The sequence below is a fragment of the Pseudomonas sp. NBRC 111127 genome (assembly GCF_001320345.1).
Classification (GTDB): domain Bacteria; phylum Pseudomonadota; class Gammaproteobacteria; order Pseudomonadales; family Pseudomonadaceae; genus Aquipseudomonas; species Aquipseudomonas juntendi.
The window spans coordinates 1-16,090 of the sequence record NZ_BCBD01000033.1 but is presented as its reverse complement, the minus strand read 5'-3'; the positions used below and the strand labels follow the sequence as shown (position 1 = coordinate 16,090).

The following is a 16,090-nucleotide window of genomic DNA, read 5'->3' as shown; positions in this document are numbered from 1 at the left end:
CGGCGGCTCAGCCATGCACCCAGCGCCGGTGCAGCCCGCGCGCCAGGGCATCGAGCAGAAAGCCCAGCACACCGATCAACAGCACCATGGCCATCAGCTCGGAGTACGCCAGGCGGTCGCGGGTATCGAGAATGAAATAGCCCAGCCCTGCACTGACGCCCAGCATTTCGCAGGGCACCAGCACGATCCACAGGATCCCGATGGCCAGGCGCACGCCCGTCAGCACATGGCCAATCACCCCCGGCACGATCACCTTGCACAAGGTTTCCCAGCGCGTGGCACTCAGGCTGCGGCTCAACTGCAGCCAGCGCGGGTCCAGTTGCCGCACCCCGGCGGCGGTGTTGAGCAGGATCGGCCACAACGCGGCGAACGCCAGCAAAAAGTAGATCGGCTGGTCACCCACGCCCATCAGCATCACCACCACCGGCATCCACGACAACGGCGAGATCATGCGCAGAAACTGGAATGCCGGCGTGGTCGCCGCCTCCAGGTGCCGGTAGCTACCTACCAGCAACCCCAACGGCACACCGATCAGCAACGCCAGCAACAAACCGACCAGGATGCGCTTGAGGCTGACCCAGATATGCCCGTAGACCTCGCCCTGCCCCAGCAGCTCGACCAGGCTGGCCAACGTGGCCTGCGGTGCAAACCGGGCCGACAGGCCATCGGCCTGGCCGAACACGGCGACCCCGGCCCACCACAGTGCCAGCAAGCCCAGCAAACCGGCCAGGCCAAGCCCGGCATGTACTACGTGCGTACGCATCAGACGGCGAACTCCTCGCTGCGCTCGTAGTTGTCGGCTATGCCGAACACCGACGGCCCGCCCACGGCGGCAATGGCGTTACGCACGAAGCGGTCATCCACCAGGTCGCGGGCAGTCTGCGCCGGGTCCAGGCCGGCGAGGAACGCGTGGTCACCTTCGATCAGGGTGTGCTGCAAGCGCTTGACCAGTGTTTCGGTGTAGCTCGGGAACGGGTAAGGCTGGAAATCGATGCGCTTTTCGTCCCACTGCTGGTGGCGAATAGCGCCGCTGGCGATGTAGCCGGCACGGTCCTCGGCCGCCGGGGCAAGGACCTTGGCCAGCACCGCCGGGTCATGGGGCGTGTACTTGTTGGCGCCAGCACGCGACAGCAAGGCTGCTGCTTCGGCGCGGTGGTCGCGGGTCCAGTGCTGGGCCTTGACGATGGCATTGACCACCTTCTGCGACCACTCGGGGCGGTTGTCGAGGTCGTGTTCGTGCATGAACACCACGCAGCAGGCATGGTTGCGCCAGACATCGCCCGTGAAACGCTGCACGCGGCCAACCTTGAGGTTCTCGGCCAGGGCGTTGAACGGCTCGGCGACGATGTAACCGGCTATGCGCTTGCTGGCCAGGGCCGGCGGCATGTCGGAGGGCGGCAACACCAGCAGGTTCACTTCATTGTCTGCCAATGCCGCACTGGCCTGCTTCGACACCGGTGTCAGGCCGTTGTCGTTAAGCATCTGCTGCAGCACGACGTTATGGATCGAGTACCAGAAGGGTATGGCCACGGTCTTGCCACCCAACTGCTTCATGTCTGTGATGTCGGGGGCGACGGTCAGGCCCGAACCGCCCACGTGGTTCCACGCCACCACCTTGGCCGGCACCTTGCTGGCATAGCGCGCCCACACGGTCATCGGCGACAGCAGGTGAATCACGTTCACCTGGCCAGAGATGAACGCCTCGATCACCTGTGCCCAACTGCGCAGCAATACCGGGCGTTCGGCCTTGATACCCTCGGCTTCGAACAGGCCGTTGTTGTGCGCCACCAGCAAGGGCGTGGCGTCGGTGATAGGCAGGTAGCCGATACGTACCGGCGCGTCCGGTTCGGCAGCGGCGCGGGCCTGCAGGCTCGACAGCAACGGCAGTGCACCGGCGGCGGTGAGCATGGCGCCCAGCTTGAGAAAATCACGTCGTGAAGACGAGGAACAGCAGTCATCCATGCACATGGGCAGCCTCCGAGGCCTGTGGGGTTGGGGTGGGTTCGACCGTGCGGCTTGCTCGCCGGAGCGTCTTGAGGATTTCGATGCGCAGGGCGCCCAGTTCTTCGACCCGCTGCGTGCGTGGCTGCGGCAGGCCGATCTGCCATTGGCCGAGGATGTGCGCTGGATGGTCGCCCAGCAGCAGCACACGGTCGGACAGCAACAGGGCTTCGTCGATATCGTGGGTGATCAGTACCGCTGCCGTGTTGTGGGTGGCGATCAATTGCAGCAGCAATTGCTGCATGTCGGCACGGGTGACTTCATCCAGCGCGCCGAACGGTTCGTCGAGCAACAGCACTTCCGGCTGCCGTGCCAGGCAACGGGCCAGCGCGGTCCGCTGGGCCATGCCGCCAGAGAGCTGCGCCGGGTAATGGCTGCGGGCGTGGCCCAGGCCCACGGCGGCGATAGCGTGGTCGATACGTGCACGGCGGTCGGCAGCCGCCAGCTTGGGCTGGCGGGCGAAGTCCAGGCCGAAGGCGACGTTTTTCTCCAGGCTCAGCCAAGGCAGCAGGCTGGGGTCCTGGAAGGCTACCGCCAGGCGCGGGTGTGGGCCCTGCAGCGGCTGGCCATGCAGCCGCACGCTGCCACCACCCGGCTGCTGCAGGCCGGCCAATACCCGCAACAGGCTGGACTTGCCAACGCCGCTGGGGCCCAGAATGCTCACCACCTCGCCGCGCCCCAGCTGCAGGTCGAACTGCGCCAGCACTTGCTGCCAGCCGCCCTCGCCCGGGTAGCCCAGGCTGATGTCACGGGCTTCGAGCAACATTGCATTCATGCCCCGCCTGCCTGGCGGTGCAGCTCGGCCCGCAGCTGCACCAGGCTGGGCGTGACGATCGGCACGAACGCCGATTCGCGCCAGCGGCGGGCAAAACCTTCGCCATACTCGCTGAGGTAGGCTTTGCCACCACTGGCCTGCAATTCCAGTTGCACCGCGTCGGCGGCACTTTCGGCCAGGGTGATGCGCAGCTTGAACAAAGCTGCCGGTTGTTGCAGGAAGCGGCCGTCGAGCAAACCTTGCTTGAGTTCGCTGACGGTATTCTCCAGGCGCTCGCTGAGCACCTGGCGGGCTTCGTCCAGGAATGAGGCACGCCCCTGCAGGTGGGCCTGCACTTCGTCCAGTGCCCGGCGCGCCAGGCCAATGGCCATGCCGCACTGCAACCCCAGGAAGGCGGGGCGTACCTGCGGCAGGAACGCGCGGGCATTGTCGTGCAGCAACCAGTCACGTGCCAGCGGCACCTGGTGGAAGGCCAAGGCAGCGGTGTTGCTCGACTGCAAGCCCATCAGTTGCAAGTCGTCGGAACGTTGCAGGCCCTGGGCATCCGAAGGAATGGCCAGTACGAACGGAGCACCGCCCGCGTCGTCCTCGATGGCCGCCGCTACCACGAACCCACTCTTGCGCAGGTTGGTCACCCAGTGCAGGCGGCCCTCCAGGTGCCAGCCATCGCCCGCCGGGCGGCCGCGCACTTGCAGGGCTTCGATGCCAGAGAGGAACTTCATGGCATTGGACAGGCCGGTGGCACCGGCCAGCTCGCCGGCCAGCAGCTGTGGCAGCAAGCGCGCGCGCAGCGGCTGGTTGGGGCTTTGCAACAGGTACTCGATAAAGGCGCGCTGGCCCCAACTCACGAAAGCGGCAGCCAGCGAGCGGCTGGCAATGGCAGCGATGGCCTCGACGGCGTCGGTCACCTGCCCGCCCGTACCGCCCAGGGCCGGGTCGACGCCCACGCGCAGCAGTTGCGATTCGGCGATTTGCGCCAGCACGTGCTGCGGCTCGCACAGGCCCCGATCTATGGCCTCGGCATTGGCATCCAGCCACTGTCGAAATGCACAATCCTGCATGGTCTTGCTCCTTTGAGAACGCCGGGCCGCCTAACGGCCCCTTTGCGGCACATGGCCACTCCTACAACTACCGCTGTACCGCCGCTAGCAGGGGCAGATCATGCAGTGGGCTGCCAGCGGTACTTGCCAAGCTCGTCATTGAGCGGCGTTTGGGCGAACACATTAGCAAAGTTGCACAGGGTTGCGAGGCTCACGCCAAGAATCACTTCCAGCGCATTGCCTTCGCTGAAGCCGGCATCCCGGAATGCCTGGTACGTGGCCTGGCTCACATTGCCGCGGGTCGCGATCACTTCGCGGGCGAAGGCGGCCAGGGCTTCGTAACGGGCATTGGGCAGCTCGCCGCGGGCCCGCAGGGCATCGACCACCTCCTGCGGCAGCTTGGCCTTGTTCAACGCCACGGCGGTGTGCCCCGCCACACAGAAATCACAGCCATGTTGGGTGGCGGCAATCAGTTGCACCACTTCGCGGTCGGCCAGGCTCAGGTCGGACTTGCCGTTCAATGCCGAAACGGTCACGTAGGTTTCCAGTGCCGCTGGCGCGTTGGCCAGCACGCCGAGCAGGTTGGGGATGAAGCCCGAATTCTTCTGCGCGTTCTCAAGGAACGGGCGCGCTGCTTCCGGGGCGCTTTCCAGGGTGTGTAAGGTAATGCGCGAGGACATGGAGTGGTCTCCCTGATGGATGTCACTACAGTCTGGTGGTTATAAGAAGTACCCTCCATATTCATCAGTCGCCTTTCCTTGCTCCTGAGTCTTTGCATTAGATGATTTCGTCCGCCGCGCTCGTCGATTGGTTATTAGAAGGCCTGGAGCTGGATGCCAGCCTGTTTCATGTCGGCCGCTACTGTGGCGGCTGGCACGCCAGCACCCAGGGTATGGGCCATGCCAGCTTCCACTTGGTGGTGCAGGGCGATTGCTGGCTGCACCTCGACGGCCAGGCGCAGCCGGTGTGCCTGAGAAAAGGCGACGCCGTATTCCTGTTGCGCGACCTGGGTTATCGCCTGTCCAGCGACCAGGACGCGACAGGCGCCTGTGCGCAACCGCGTCAAACCATGCAGGCGCTGGACAGCGCCGCCAGCGATGGGGTCGGCCTGGTCTGTGGCTTCTTCCGCTTCCAGTCGGGTTTGTCTTCGCTGATTGTCGAGGGCCTGGCCGACTGGATCCTGCTGCGTGCCGAAGACCCCGCCGGGAGCGCGGCGGCGGCGTTGTTCGGGCTGATCCTGGACGAATGCCAACGCCAAACCGGGCCTTCGCAAACCTTTCTGGAGCGCCTGACGCACTTGCTCTTTCTGTATGCACTGCGCCAGCAAGTGCATGCCGGGCAGCCCCTGGGCGGGCTGATCGCGCTTGCTCGGCAGCCGGCGTTCGCCGGGTTGCTCGAGCAACTGATCGAGCAACCCGGCCAAGCCTGGACACTGGAGAGCATGGCGGCCTGCACCGGGTTGTCGCGCTCGGCTTTCTTCAAACGCTTCAGCGAGCTGGCCGGGCAGTCGCCAGGGCAAGTGCTGCTGGCGTTGCGCATGCGCCATGCTTGCCGGTTGCTGCAGGCGGGCAACACGGTGGAGCAAGTGGGTGCACAGGTGGGGTACCAATCGGTGGCCGCTTTTACCCGGGCCTTCGCCAAGGCAGTAGGCATACAGCCAGGGGCCTACCGGCGGGGCCACGAAGGGCGTTAAGCGGCTCTACTGCGCCGCAAGCCGGCTTGCGAGACGCCACGTTGAAGCTGATTTCCCGGATAAAACCGACAATTTTCCTTGGGTTTATCAGCAGATCCCGTAACTTGAATGCCTGTTCAAGAATGATGGCCATATGGCATCATCGCATCCAAAAACAGTAAAGAGGGTGAGACCTACAATCGACTTTGCGGTGCATCCCGAGCCTGGCGCCACTGCGGTGACACCGGTAGCCGCCTGCGTTCTCGAGGCCTGCACGCCACCATCAAGGAGTACTTCATGCAGTTAAGGAATTTGAAGATCGGCATTCGCGCAGCAAGCGCATTCACCCTGTTGGGCGTTCTGGTGCTGGTGATGGGCCTGATCGCACTTTACGAAACCCGGCAGATGGACAGCGCTACGGACGAGATCCGGGTGACCTGGATGCCGGCAGTGGTAGCCCTCAGTGGAATCAGCACCGACTTGGGCCGCGCCCGCGCCCTTACGTTACGTGCCGCGCTCGACGACAACAGCGATGATCGCAAGCGCAACCTGCAGATGCTGGACAGCATCAACATCGAGCTTTCCAAGGGCTTGAAGCATTACGCTGGCATGGTAGCTGCCACCGATGACCAATCCCTGTTCAACGCTTTCATGACTGCCCATCAGCAGTATTCCGACGTACAGGGGCGTGTGCTGCAGGGGCTCACCAGCGGGCGGATGGACGACGCCAGGCAACTGATCAGCGGGCCGCTGACCCAGAGCGCCGATAGCATGATGCAGGCCATGACCGCGCTGATTGCCTATAACGGCACAAGTGCCGAGCAAGCCTCGCAGCGCAGCAGCGATGTGGCTGACGAAGCGTTCCAGGCGCTGATAGGCGCGCTGTTGGTGATTGTTCTGGCGCTTGCCGCCATCGCCACCCTGCTCACCCGCAGTATCGTGCGGCCGTTGGCCGAGGCCGTAGCCGTGGCTGAACGCGTGGCCACCGGCGACCTGACTCGCGAAATCCAGGTGGTGGGCCGCGACGAGCCGGCCTTGCTGCTGCGCGCGTTGAGCCGCATGCAGACCAGCCTGCGCGACACCATTCGGCAGATAGCCGCCTCGTCCGACCAACTGGCCTCGGCGTCCGAAGAGCTGCACACCGTCACCGAAGACACCAGCCGCGGTCTGCACCAGCAAAGTGCCGAAATCGACCAGGCGGCAACGGCCGTCAACCAGATGACCGCGGCGGTCGAAGAAGTGGCCAACAATGCGGTGAGCACCGCAGACGCCTCCAGAGGTGCCGACCAGACTACCCGCGATGGCCGCGACCGGGTCAACCAGGCGCTGGCCTCCATCCAGCACTTGGTGGCGGACGTGACCGGCACTTCCAGCGAAATCGAACAGCTGGCCAGCAACGCCAACGAGATCAGCCGGGTGCTGGATGTGATCGGTGCAATTGCCGGGCAGACCAACCTGCTGGCGCTCAACGCCGCCATCGAAGCCGCCCGCGCCGGTGAGGCAGGCCGTGGCTTTGCGGTGGTGGCGGACGAAGTTCGTGCCCTCGCCCATCGTACCCAGCAGTCGACGGCCGAAATCGAGCAGATGATTGCCGGGATCCAGAACGGCACCGAGCGCGCGGTGACCGCGATGCACAGCAGCCAGGGGCGTGCCACGGGCACGCTGGAAGTGGCCGAGGGCGCCGGGCAGGCGCTGGAGGTGATTGCCGAAGCGATGGCCTCGATCAACCAGCGTAACCTGGTGATAGCCAGTGCCTCGGAACAACAGGCGCAGGTGGCCCGTGAGGTGGACCGCAACCTGGTGAATATCCGTGACCTGGCCATGCAGACCTCGGCGGGGGCCAACCAGACCAGTGCGGCAGCGCAGGACCTGTCGCGCCTTGCCGTGGACCTGAATGGCATGGTGGCACAGTTCAAGGTCTGATCTGAAATAGCCGGGCCCGCATCGCGGCCCATCGCAGGCAAGCCAGCTCCTACAAAGCAGGGGCTGGGCTTTCGGCAGGGCCTGGCGGCGGGCCGGTGAATTTATCTTCTTTGAAGGCCCATCCCTCGCTCCATATCATCAATCAACGCTTTCGCCATCTCACTGAGAATACGCGCAGCGCTACCCGCAATCCGATCATTCTCCATCTCTGCTTCTGTCGTGAGGTGACGGATGCAGCCAAGTAGCACAGACAACTGCGTGAACGCATGACTGAATGGCACGTTTGGTCGCAGGCAGAAGAGATCGAACGTTTCCAAACCCGCTGTGAAGGAGTTTCTTGGATCATCGCTCATGACATTGCTCCAAGATGCGGGTGCTGGTGTGGTTCGACAACGCGTGAATGGCCCTACACAGCAGACGAATGTTCATTCCCATGGCGTCCCGAGTTAGGCCGGGACCGCTGTCGATCAGGACGGTCGTGGTGTGATTGACGGTATGAATCAAAGCAATGAGAAGCTGCTCACATTCTTCGATGCTAGGAAGATCTTGAAACAAGAGATTGGGTGGGTCGAGTTGCAGAAGTTCTGAGGCAGGTGGATCGGGTACGAGCTTTTTCATGATTGAGCTCCCTTGAACGAACCAGGAACTGCCCCCTCGCCGTCTCAAGGATTTGGGTGGCAGTCGTGCGCGGTTTGAGACCCGGGACACATGAATACCGGCCAGGCCGAAGCCTGCCCGCGCACGACCGCCATGAAGCGGTGCCAACACATGTAGTCCGGGTGTCTCAAGCCCGGTCACCTGAAAAGGCGACGCAAGGAAGTTATCTCAGGGTGGGCTTTCCCGGCTACGTAGCGACTTCTGACGCACCTGTAGGATAATTCGCCGCGCGAGGTGAACTAAAGCAGTTTGCTTCATGTTCGGAAATTTCTTACAGGTCGATGGCCCTGGCGGGTGCTACGCCCTCCATTCCAGGGCTTGCGCGCCCCCTGTGGGAGCTGGCTTGCCTGCGATGGGCTGCGAAGCAGCCCCTGTTGCAGCCACACGTGACTATCAGTCGTTCACACTCAAAACCCGCCCCGCCTTCTCGCCAGCCTTGCTGCGCGTGGCCAGGCAGTAGTACAGCGGCACCGTCACCAGCAAGCCGAACAGCCAGGACAGGTCGGCGCCTTCGACCAGGTTGGAGTACGGCCCGACATACAGAGAGGTATTGGCAAACGGCAGCTGCACCAGGATGCCGCAGGCATAGGCAACGATCGCATGGTGATTGAAACGGCCATAGATGCCACCGTCGGCACTGAAGATCGAGGCGATGTCGTACTGGCCCTTCTTGATCAGGTAGAAGTCGATCAGGTTGATCGAGGCCCACGGCACCAGCACCAACAGCAGCGCCAGGATCAGGCCGATGAACTGGCCGATGAAATCTGCCGAGGCGTTCAGCGCGACCATACCGCAGCCCAGCAGTATGACCGAGGCCAGGATCACCCGAACCTTCACGCTGGGGGTCCACTGGGCAATGAAGGTCTGGATTGCAGTCACGATCGACAGCACCGCGCCATACAGGTTGAGGGCGTTGTGGCTGATGATGTTGAGCAGGAACAGCACCATCAGGATCGGCCCCAGCCAGCCGGTGGCCTGCTTCACCGCGTCCATCGCATCGGTGCCTTGCGGCACGCACAGCACCGCCACCGCACCGAAGCTGAAGCACAAGATGGTGCCCAGGGTAGCGCCGAAATAAGTCGCCCAGAACGGCTTGGCAATGCCGACTTCACGCGGCAGGTAGCGTGAGTAGTCGGAGGTGTAAGGCGAGAAGCTGATCTGCCAGATCACACCCAGCGAGACGGTGGCGATGAAGCCCGACAGGTTGAAGGCGCCGCGGCTGAAGAAATCGGCAGGCAGGTCCTGGATGAACATCATGATGAAGCCGGCCAGCAGTGCCGAGCCCATCACCCAGGTGCCGATACGGTTGAGGATGTGGATGAAACGGTAGCCGACCACGCCGATGGCGGTGGCGCTCAAGGCGCCGATCACGATCGCCCCTGGCATCGGCACGCTCGGGCTGATGCCGTGGATGGTCTTGCCGGCCAACACGATGTTGGAAATGAAGAAGCCAACATAGATCAACGCCGTGAAGAACACGATCAGCAAGGCGCCATAGCGGCCGAATTGGCCACGGCTCTGCACCATCTGCGGAATGCCCAGCTGCGGTCCCTGCGCAGAGGCCAGGGCGATGACCACGCCCCCGACAAGATGGCCCAGCACGATGGCTACCAGCCCCCACAACAGGTTCAGGTGGAACACCTGTACCACCATCGCACCGGTGACGATCGGCAGTGGCGCAATGTTGGTGCTGAACCAGAGGGTGAACAGGTCGCGCGCCTTCCCATGGCGCTCGGCAGGTGGCACATAATCGACCGTGTGATTCTCGACAAACTGGTGTTGCGACGACGGTTGGGACATGGTTTTCAGCTCGAAAGGTCGTTTTTATCGTTGTAAGGAAACCGCATCTAGGCGGCCTCTCAGCTGCGGACCATATTATGGTATTCCAAACTTTTGACAACACTGATCCGCACGATAAAGCGGCCACTGTTCTGCTTGAAAAACCCCTGCGACAAACCACCACACCGAGCAAAGCCCCGTATTCCGTGGCTTTCCGCCGCTCATCGTGAAAATGTGCGGCTGAAAATTCTGCTTGCAAAATAGGTATTACGGTATACCATCAGACACATCAACGATAAAAACCGCGGACCACCGCAGCCTTTTAGAGGTAAACCCGATGATCGACGCAACCGTCTACAAGAACGTCCTGGGCTCCTTCCCGTCCGGCGTTACCGTCATCACCACCCTGGACGACGACAGCTCGGTCGTCGGCCTGACCGCCAGCGCATTTTCCTCCCTGTCGATGGAGCCGCCGCTGGTGCTGTTCTGCCCCAACTACAGCTCCGACTCCTACCCGGTACTGATCAAGCAAAAGCGCTTCGCCATTCACCTGCTCTCGGGTGAGCAACAGGCACACGCCTATGCGTTCGCCAAGAAAGGCAAAGACAAGGCCAACGGTATCGAGTGGACCCTCAGCGAGCTGGGCAACCCGATCCTGGCCGGCGCCACGGCGGTCATCGAGTGCGAACTGTGGCGCGAATACGAAGGTGGCGACCACGCCATCATGGTCGGCAAGGTGCACAACCTGATCGTTCCAGCCCAAGCGCCGCGGCCGATGGTGTACTGCCGCGGCAAGATGGCCAGCCTGCCGGCCTTGGCGTGAAGCCCATTGTGAATCGAGACAGCTGGCGCCCCCCCTGCCTGGCGCCAGCCCCTTTCAAGCGTTGAGGAAAGCCCCATGAAATTTTCGTTGTTCGTACACATGGAACGTTGGGATGAACAGGTCAGCCACCGCCAGTTGTTCGAAGACCTGACCGAACTGACCCTGATGGCCGAAGACGGCGGTTTCAGCACCGTGTGGATCGGCGAACACCACGCCATGGAATACACCATTTCGCCAAGCCCGATGCCATTGCTGGCGTACCTGGCGGCACGCACCGAAAAGATCCGCCTGGGTGCCGGCACCATCATCGCGCCGTTCTGGAACCCGATTCGCGTGGCAGGTGAATGTGCCCTGCTCGACGTGATCAGCAACGGCCGCATGGAAGTGGGCCTGGCCCGTGGCGCGTACCAGTTCGAATTCGACCGCATGGCCGGTGGCATGCCGGCGACCGACGGCGGCAAGGCCCTGCGCGAGATGGTGCCGGTGGTGCGCAAGCTCTGGGAAGGTGACTATGCCCACGACGGCGAAGTCTACAAATTCCCCACTTCCACCAGCGTACCGAAGCCGTTCAACGCTACGCCGCCCATGTGGATCGCCGCCCGCGACCCGGACTCGCACAACTTTGCCGTGGCCAACGGCTGCAACGTCATGGTCACGCCGCTGATGAAGGGCGACGAAGAAGTACTCGACCTGAAGAACAAGTTCCAGGCCGCCCTGGACAACAACCCCGACGTACCGCGCCCGCAATTGATGGTGCTGCGCCACACCCACGTGCACAGCCCGGCCGAGCCGGATGGCTGGAAGGTCGGCGCCCAGGCCATTTCACGCTTCTACCGCACCTTCGATGCCTGGTTCGGCAACAAGACCACCCCGGTCAACGGCTTCCTGGAGCCAAGCCCGGAGTCCAAGTTTGCCGAAGTGCCGGCGTTCCAGCTGGAGAACATCCGCAAGAACACCATGATCGGCACCCCGGAAGAGATCATCGCGCGTATCCGCTATTACCAGGAGCTGGGTGTCGACGAGTTCAGCTTCTGGTGCGACAACAGCCTGCCCCACGCCGAGAAGAAGAAGTCCCTCGAACTGTTCATCAAGGAAGTGGTACCGGCGTTCGCCTGAATTCCCATTGCCTGAAACATTGCGGGACACAGCCCGCTCCCGTAGGCCCATGCGGCTTGCGCGAGCGGGCTTTTTTAGCGGCAAGCTGCAAGCTGCAAGCTGCAAGCTGCAAGCTGCAAGCTGCAAGCAAAAGCAAAAGCAAAAGCAAAAGCAAAAGCAGATCTGCTTTCGACTTTCGACTTTCGACTTTCGACTTGCAGCTTACGACTAGCAACCTCCCGTCCCTCCCCAGCAAGAGAAATTTCCACCCCCCTCTTGCACAACAAATATTATGGTATACCATCAGACAACAAGAGCTGATAACCCTCACCAGGAGCCACCCATGAGTTTCGAAATCCGCAAGATCGTCACCTACTCCGAAGAGACCCGCATCGAAGGCGGCAAGGCCACCGACAAGCCGGTGACCATGGTCGGCCTGGCCGTGGTGATCAAGAACCCATGGGCCGGTCGCGGTTTCGTTGAAGATCTGAAGCCGGAAATCCGCGCCAACTGCTCGGAGCTGGGCGCACTGATGGTCGAGCGCCTGACTGCCGCCATTGGTGGTGCCGACAAGATCGAGGCCTACGGCAAGGCCGCCGTGGTGGGTGCCGATGGCGAAATCGAGCACGCTTCGGCGGTGATCCACACCCTGCGCTTTGGCAACCACTACCGCGAAGCAGTACAGGCCAAGAGCTACCTGAGCTTCACCAACAAGCGTGGTGGCCCAGGCACCTCGATCCAGATCCCGATGATGCAGAAAGACGACGAGGGCCTGCGCTCGCACTACATCACCCTGGAGATGCAGATCGAAGACGCACCGCGTGCCGATGAAATCGTCGTGGTGCTGGGCGCTGCCGACGGCGGCCGCCTGCACCCGCGCATCGGCAACCGCTACATCGACCTGGAAGAACTGGCTGCCGAAAAAGCCAGCGCTCAATAACAACAACCAAGACGGGCCGGGGCGTGGCGTGCTTACCCGCCGCGCCCGACCTTCAAGGAGCGCCCTCCATGATTCAGCCTGTCGCTGAACGCACACCTGCCGGCACCAGCTACCTGTCCGTCGGCCAGGGCCAACCCGTGGTACTGATCCACGGCGTGGGCCTGAACAAGGAAATGTGGGGCGGTCAGTTCGTTGGCCTGGCCAACGACTACCGCGTCATCGCCTATGACATGCTCGGCCACGGGCAAAGCCGCGTGCCGGCTGCCGATACCCCGCTGGAAGGCTATGCCGACCAGCTCGCCGAACTGCTTGACCACCTGCAAATCGCCCAGGCCACGGTAATCGGCTTTTCCATGGGCGGCCTGGTTGCCCGGGCCTTTGCCCTCAACTACCCGCAGCGCCTGGCGGCACTGGTGGTTCTCAACAGCGTGTTCAACCGCAGCCCCGAGCAGAGCGCCGGCGTTATCGCCCGCGCCGCCCAGGCCGCAGAGCTGGGCCCCGACGCCAACGTCGACGCCGCCCTCGAGCGCTGGTTCAGCCGTGAATACAAGGCCGCCAACCCGGCCCAGGTCGCCGCTATCCGCCAGGTCCTGGCGAGCAATGACCCGCAGGGCTACCACACCACTTATTCGCTGTTCGCCACCCAGGACATGTACCGCGCCAGCGACCTGGGCAGCATCCAGGTGCCGACACTGATCGCCACCGGCGAGCTCGACTCGGGCTCCACACCGGCCATGACCCGCCAGCTCGCGGCGCGCATCCCGGGTGCGCACAGTGTGGTGCTGGCCGAGCAACGGCATATGATGGCGGTGGAAGCACCGCGTGAAGTCAACAAGATGCTGCTGGACTTCCTCGCGCAAGCCCGCACCCTTACCGAATCCGCCAAGGGGATTGTTGCATGACCCTCGTTCGTTTCCAGATGTGCATCGACGGCCAATGGCGCGATGCCCAGAGCGGCAAGACCTTCGACAGCCTCAACCCGGCCACCGCCCAGGCCTGGGCACAGTTGCCCGATGCCGACGAGGCCGATGTGGAGCTGGCCGTGCAGGCCGCCCAGCGTGCCTTCGACAGCAAGCAGTGGCGCAGCATCACGGCCACCGCGCGCGGCAAGCTGCTGCGTCGCCTGGGTGACCTGATTGCCGAGAACAAAGAGCACCTGGCGCAGCTGGAGAGCCGTGACAACGGCAAGCTGATTCGCGAAACCCGCGGCCAGGTCGGTTACCTGCCCGAGTTCTTCCACTACACCGCCGGCCTGGCCGACAAGCTCGAAGGTGGCACCCTGCCGCTAGACAAGCCCGACCTGTTCGCCTACACCGTGCACGAGCCGATCGGTGTGGTCGCCGGCATCATCCCGTGGAACAGCCCGCTGTACCTTACCGCGATCAAACTGGCCCCGGCCCTGGCGGCCGGCAACACCATCGTGCTCAAGCCATCCGAGCACGCTTCGGCGACCATCCTGGAGCTGGCCCGCCTGGCCCTGGAAGCCGGCTTCCCGCCGGGTGTCGTCAACGTGGTCACCGGCTACGGTCCAAGCACCGGCGCGGCGCTGACCCGCCACCCGCTGGTGCGCAAGATCGCCTTCACCGGCGGTGCAGCCACTGCCCGCCACGTGGTGCGCAGCAGTGCCGAGAACTTCGCCAAGCTGTCGCTGGAGCTGGGCGGCAAATCGCCGAACATCATCTTCGCCGATGCCGACCTGGACAGCGCCATCAACGGCGCTGTGGCCGGCATCTATGCCGCCTCAGGGCAAAGCTGCGTCGCCGGCTCGCGCCTGCTGGTGCAGGACGAGATCTTCGACGAGTTCGTCGAGCGCCTGATTGCCCGCGCCAAGCGCATCCGCATCGGCAACCCGCAGGACGATGCCAGCGAAATGGGCCCGATGGCGACCGCGCAGCAGTTGGCCGTGGTCGAAGGCCTGGTCGCTGCGGCCAAGGCTGAAGGCGCCAAGCTGCACATGGGTGGCAAGCGGGCCGAGGTCGAAGGCGAAGGCTGGTTCTACGAACCGACCCTGTTCGAGTGCGACAGCAACTCGATGACCATCATGCAGGAAGAAGTGTTCGGCCCGGTCGCGGCGGTCATCCGCTTCAAGACCGAGGAGCAGGCGCTGGAAATCGCCAACGACTCGCAGTTCGGCCTGGCGGCCGGTATCTGGACCCGCGACCTGGGCCGCGCCCACCGCCTGGCCCGTGACGTGCGCTCGGGCATCATCTGGGTCAACACCTACCGCGCCGTGTCGGCCATGGCCCCGATCGGCGGTTTCAAGAACAGCGGCTACGGCCGTGAGAGTGGCATCGATTCGGTGCTGGCCTATACCGAGCTGAAGACCGTGTGGATCAACCTGTCCACCGCGCCCATGCCCGACCCGTTTGTGATGCGCTAAGAGGTAGCACGAGATGATCGAACCTGGCATCTACAAAGACGTGATGGGCTCCTTCCCGTCCGGCGTCACGGTTGTCACCACCCTGGACGCCGACGGTGGCATCGTCGGCATCACCGCCAGTGCCTTCAGCGCCCTGTCGATCGACCCGGCGCTGGTGCTGTTCTGCCCCAATTACGCCTCTGACACCTACCCGATCCTGCGCGACAGCAAGCAGTTCGCGATCCACCTGCTGTCGGCCGAGCAAACCGCCGAGGCCTATGCGTTTGCCGGCAAGGGCAAGGACAAGGCCAAGGGCATCGAGTGGCACCTGAGCGAGCTGGGCAACCCGCTGCTGGCGAAGGCCACGGCGATCATCGAGTGCGAACTGTGGCGCGAGTATGACGGCGGGGACCATGCGATCATCGTGGGTGCGGTGAAGAACCTGGTGCTGCCCGAGCAGCCGGTAACGCCGATGGTGTACCACAAGGGCAAGCTGGGCGCCCTGCCGCCTTTGGGCTGATAGACCTTTGAGCCGGTGTTGGCTGCTTCGCGGGCTTGCCCGCTCCCACAGGGCCGGCGCAGTTCCCGAGACCTGCGCATGACCTGTGGGAGCGGGCAAGCCCGCGAACAAGCCACCGCCGATGTCCCTGTTTCATTCCGGAGCACTGCGCATGAGCAATGACAAGTACGAGAAAGGCCTGCAAATCCGCACCCAGGTACTGGGCGAAGACTACGTCAACCGCTCGATCCAGAACGCCGACGACTTCACCAAGCCGTTGCAGGAACTGGTCACCGAATACTGCTGGGGCCACGTCTGGGGCCGTGAAGGCCTCTCGCTCAAAGAGCGCAGCATGATAAACTTGGCCATGATTTCCGCGCTCAACCGGCCCCACGAGCTCAAGCTGCACATTCGCGGCGCATTGCGTAATGGCCTGAGCCGTGAACAGATTCGCGAGATCCTGCTCCAGGTCGGCATTTATTGCGGCGTGCCCGCGGCGGTGGACAGCTTCCGCCTGGCCCGCGAAG

At 63.3% G+C, this 16,090-nt stretch carries 17 protein-coding genes; 9 read left to right on the top strand and 8 right to left on the bottom strand.

Going from position 1 to position 16,090, the window contains the following annotated elements; all coding sequences use genetic code 11:
- Positions 1-7: 7 nt before the first annotated feature.
- From APH30_RS08795 to APH30_RS08775, 5 genes are all read right to left on the bottom strand, one after another.
- Complete coding sequence (locus APH30_RS08795; RefSeq protein ID WP_009685594.1) at positions 8-763, bottom strand: ABC transporter permease; 756 nt, start codon at positions 761-763, stop codon at positions 8-10.
- Positions 763-1,968 (bottom strand): ABC transporter substrate-binding protein, encoded by a 1,206-nt coding sequence (locus APH30_RS08790; protein WP_054912267.1) that lies wholly within the window; start codon positions 1,966-1,968, stop codon positions 763-765. The genes APH30_RS08795 and APH30_RS08790 overlap by 1 nt, the downstream gene beginning before the upstream one ends.
- On the bottom strand, positions 1,955-2,776 hold the full coding sequence (locus APH30_RS08785) for an ABC transporter ATP-binding protein (RefSeq protein ID WP_054912266.1): 822 nt from the start codon (positions 2,774-2,776) through the stop codon (positions 1,955-1,957). Before APH30_RS08785 ends, APH30_RS08790 begins: the two co-directional genes overlap by 14 nt.
- Positions 2,773-3,837, bottom strand: a complete 1,065-nt coding sequence (locus APH30_RS08780; protein ID WP_054912265.1) for an acyl-CoA dehydrogenase family protein — start codon at positions 3,835-3,837, stop codon at positions 2,773-2,775. Before APH30_RS08780 ends, APH30_RS08785 begins: the two co-directional genes overlap by 4 nt.
- Positions 3,838-3,935: 98 nt before the next feature.
- Positions 3,936-4,496, bottom strand: a complete 561-nt coding sequence (locus APH30_RS08775; RefSeq protein WP_009685599.1) for a carboxymuconolactone decarboxylase family protein — start codon at positions 4,494-4,496, stop codon at positions 3,936-3,938.
- Positions 4,497-4,597: 101 nt separating this feature from the next.
- Between APH30_RS08775 and APH30_RS08770 the strand changes: the two genes are divergently transcribed.
- Both APH30_RS08770 and APH30_RS08765 read left to right on the top strand, forming a co-directional pair.
- Positions 4,598-5,509: an AraC family transcriptional regulator gene (locus APH30_RS08770; RefSeq protein WP_054912264.1), complete on the top strand. Its 912-nt coding sequence runs from the start codon at positions 4,598-4,600 to the stop codon at positions 5,507-5,509.
- 276 nt (positions 5,510-5,785) lie between these two features.
- On the top strand, positions 5,786-7,411 hold the full coding sequence (locus APH30_RS08765) for a methyl-accepting chemotaxis protein (RefSeq protein ID WP_054912263.1): 1,626 nt from the start codon (positions 5,786-5,788) through the stop codon (positions 7,409-7,411).
- A 101-nt stretch (positions 7,412-7,512) separates the two neighbouring features.
- Here the strand turns inward: APH30_RS08765 and APH30_RS08760 are convergent, their stop codons facing one another.
- The 3 genes from APH30_RS08760 to APH30_RS08755 all read right to left on the bottom strand — a co-directional run bounded on the left by APH30_RS08760 (position 7,513) and on the right by APH30_RS08755 (position 9,868).
- Positions 7,513-7,764 (bottom strand): DUF3077 domain-containing protein, encoded by a 252-nt coding sequence (locus APH30_RS08760; RefSeq protein ID WP_054912262.1) that lies wholly within the window; start codon positions 7,762-7,764, stop codon positions 7,513-7,515.
- On the bottom strand, positions 7,754-8,029 hold the full coding sequence (locus tag APH30_RS27715; protein WP_082416133.1) for a hypothetical protein: 276 nt from the start codon (positions 8,027-8,029) through the stop codon (positions 7,754-7,756). Before APH30_RS27715 ends, APH30_RS08760 begins: the two co-directional genes overlap by 11 nt.
- Before the next feature lie 432 nt (positions 8,030-8,461).
- A complete protein-coding gene (locus tag APH30_RS08755) occupies positions 8,462-9,868 on the bottom strand; it encodes a cytosine permease (protein ID WP_054912261.1) in 1,407 nt (468 codons plus the stop codon).
- A gap of 316 nt (positions 9,869-10,184) precedes the next feature.
- Here APH30_RS08755 and APH30_RS08750 point away from each other — a divergent pair, with 316 nt between their 5' ends.
- The 7 genes from APH30_RS08750 to APH30_RS08720 all read left to right on the top strand — a co-directional run.
- Positions 10,185-10,670 (top strand): flavin reductase family protein, encoded by a 486-nt coding sequence (locus APH30_RS08750; protein WP_054912260.1) that lies wholly within the window; start codon positions 10,185-10,187, stop codon positions 10,668-10,670.
- 75 nt (positions 10,671-10,745) lie between these two features.
- A complete protein-coding gene (locus APH30_RS08745) occupies positions 10,746-11,786 on the top strand; it encodes an LLM class flavin-dependent oxidoreductase (protein ID WP_009683733.1) in 1,041 nt (346 codons plus the stop codon).
- A 322-nt stretch (positions 11,787-12,108) separates the two neighbouring features.
- The gene (locus tag APH30_RS08740) at positions 12,109-12,705 is read left to right on the top strand and encodes an amino acid synthesis family protein (protein WP_029613156.1); all 597 of its coding nucleotides are present in this window, start codon (positions 12,109-12,111) and stop codon (positions 12,703-12,705) included.
- 68 nt (positions 12,706-12,773) lie between these two features.
- The gene (locus tag APH30_RS08735; RefSeq protein WP_029887620.1) at positions 12,774-13,607 is read left to right on the top strand and encodes an alpha/beta fold hydrolase; all 834 of its coding nucleotides are present in this window, start codon (positions 12,774-12,776) and stop codon (positions 13,605-13,607) included.
- Positions 13,604-15,085, top strand: a complete 1,482-nt coding sequence (locus APH30_RS08730; RefSeq protein WP_054912259.1) for an aldehyde dehydrogenase — start codon at positions 13,604-13,606, stop codon at positions 15,083-15,085. Before APH30_RS08735 ends, APH30_RS08730 begins: the two co-directional genes overlap by 4 nt.
- 13 nt (positions 15,086-15,098) lie before the next feature.
- On the top strand, positions 15,099-15,584 hold the full coding sequence (locus tag APH30_RS08725) for a flavin reductase family protein (RefSeq protein ID WP_047150252.1): 486 nt from the start codon (positions 15,099-15,101) through the stop codon (positions 15,582-15,584).
- 151 nt (positions 15,585-15,735) lie between these two features.
- Positions 15,736-16,090, top strand: a 355-nt coding sequence (locus APH30_RS08720; RefSeq protein WP_054912258.1) for a carboxymuconolactone decarboxylase family protein, incomplete at its 3' end; no start/stop codon positions are given.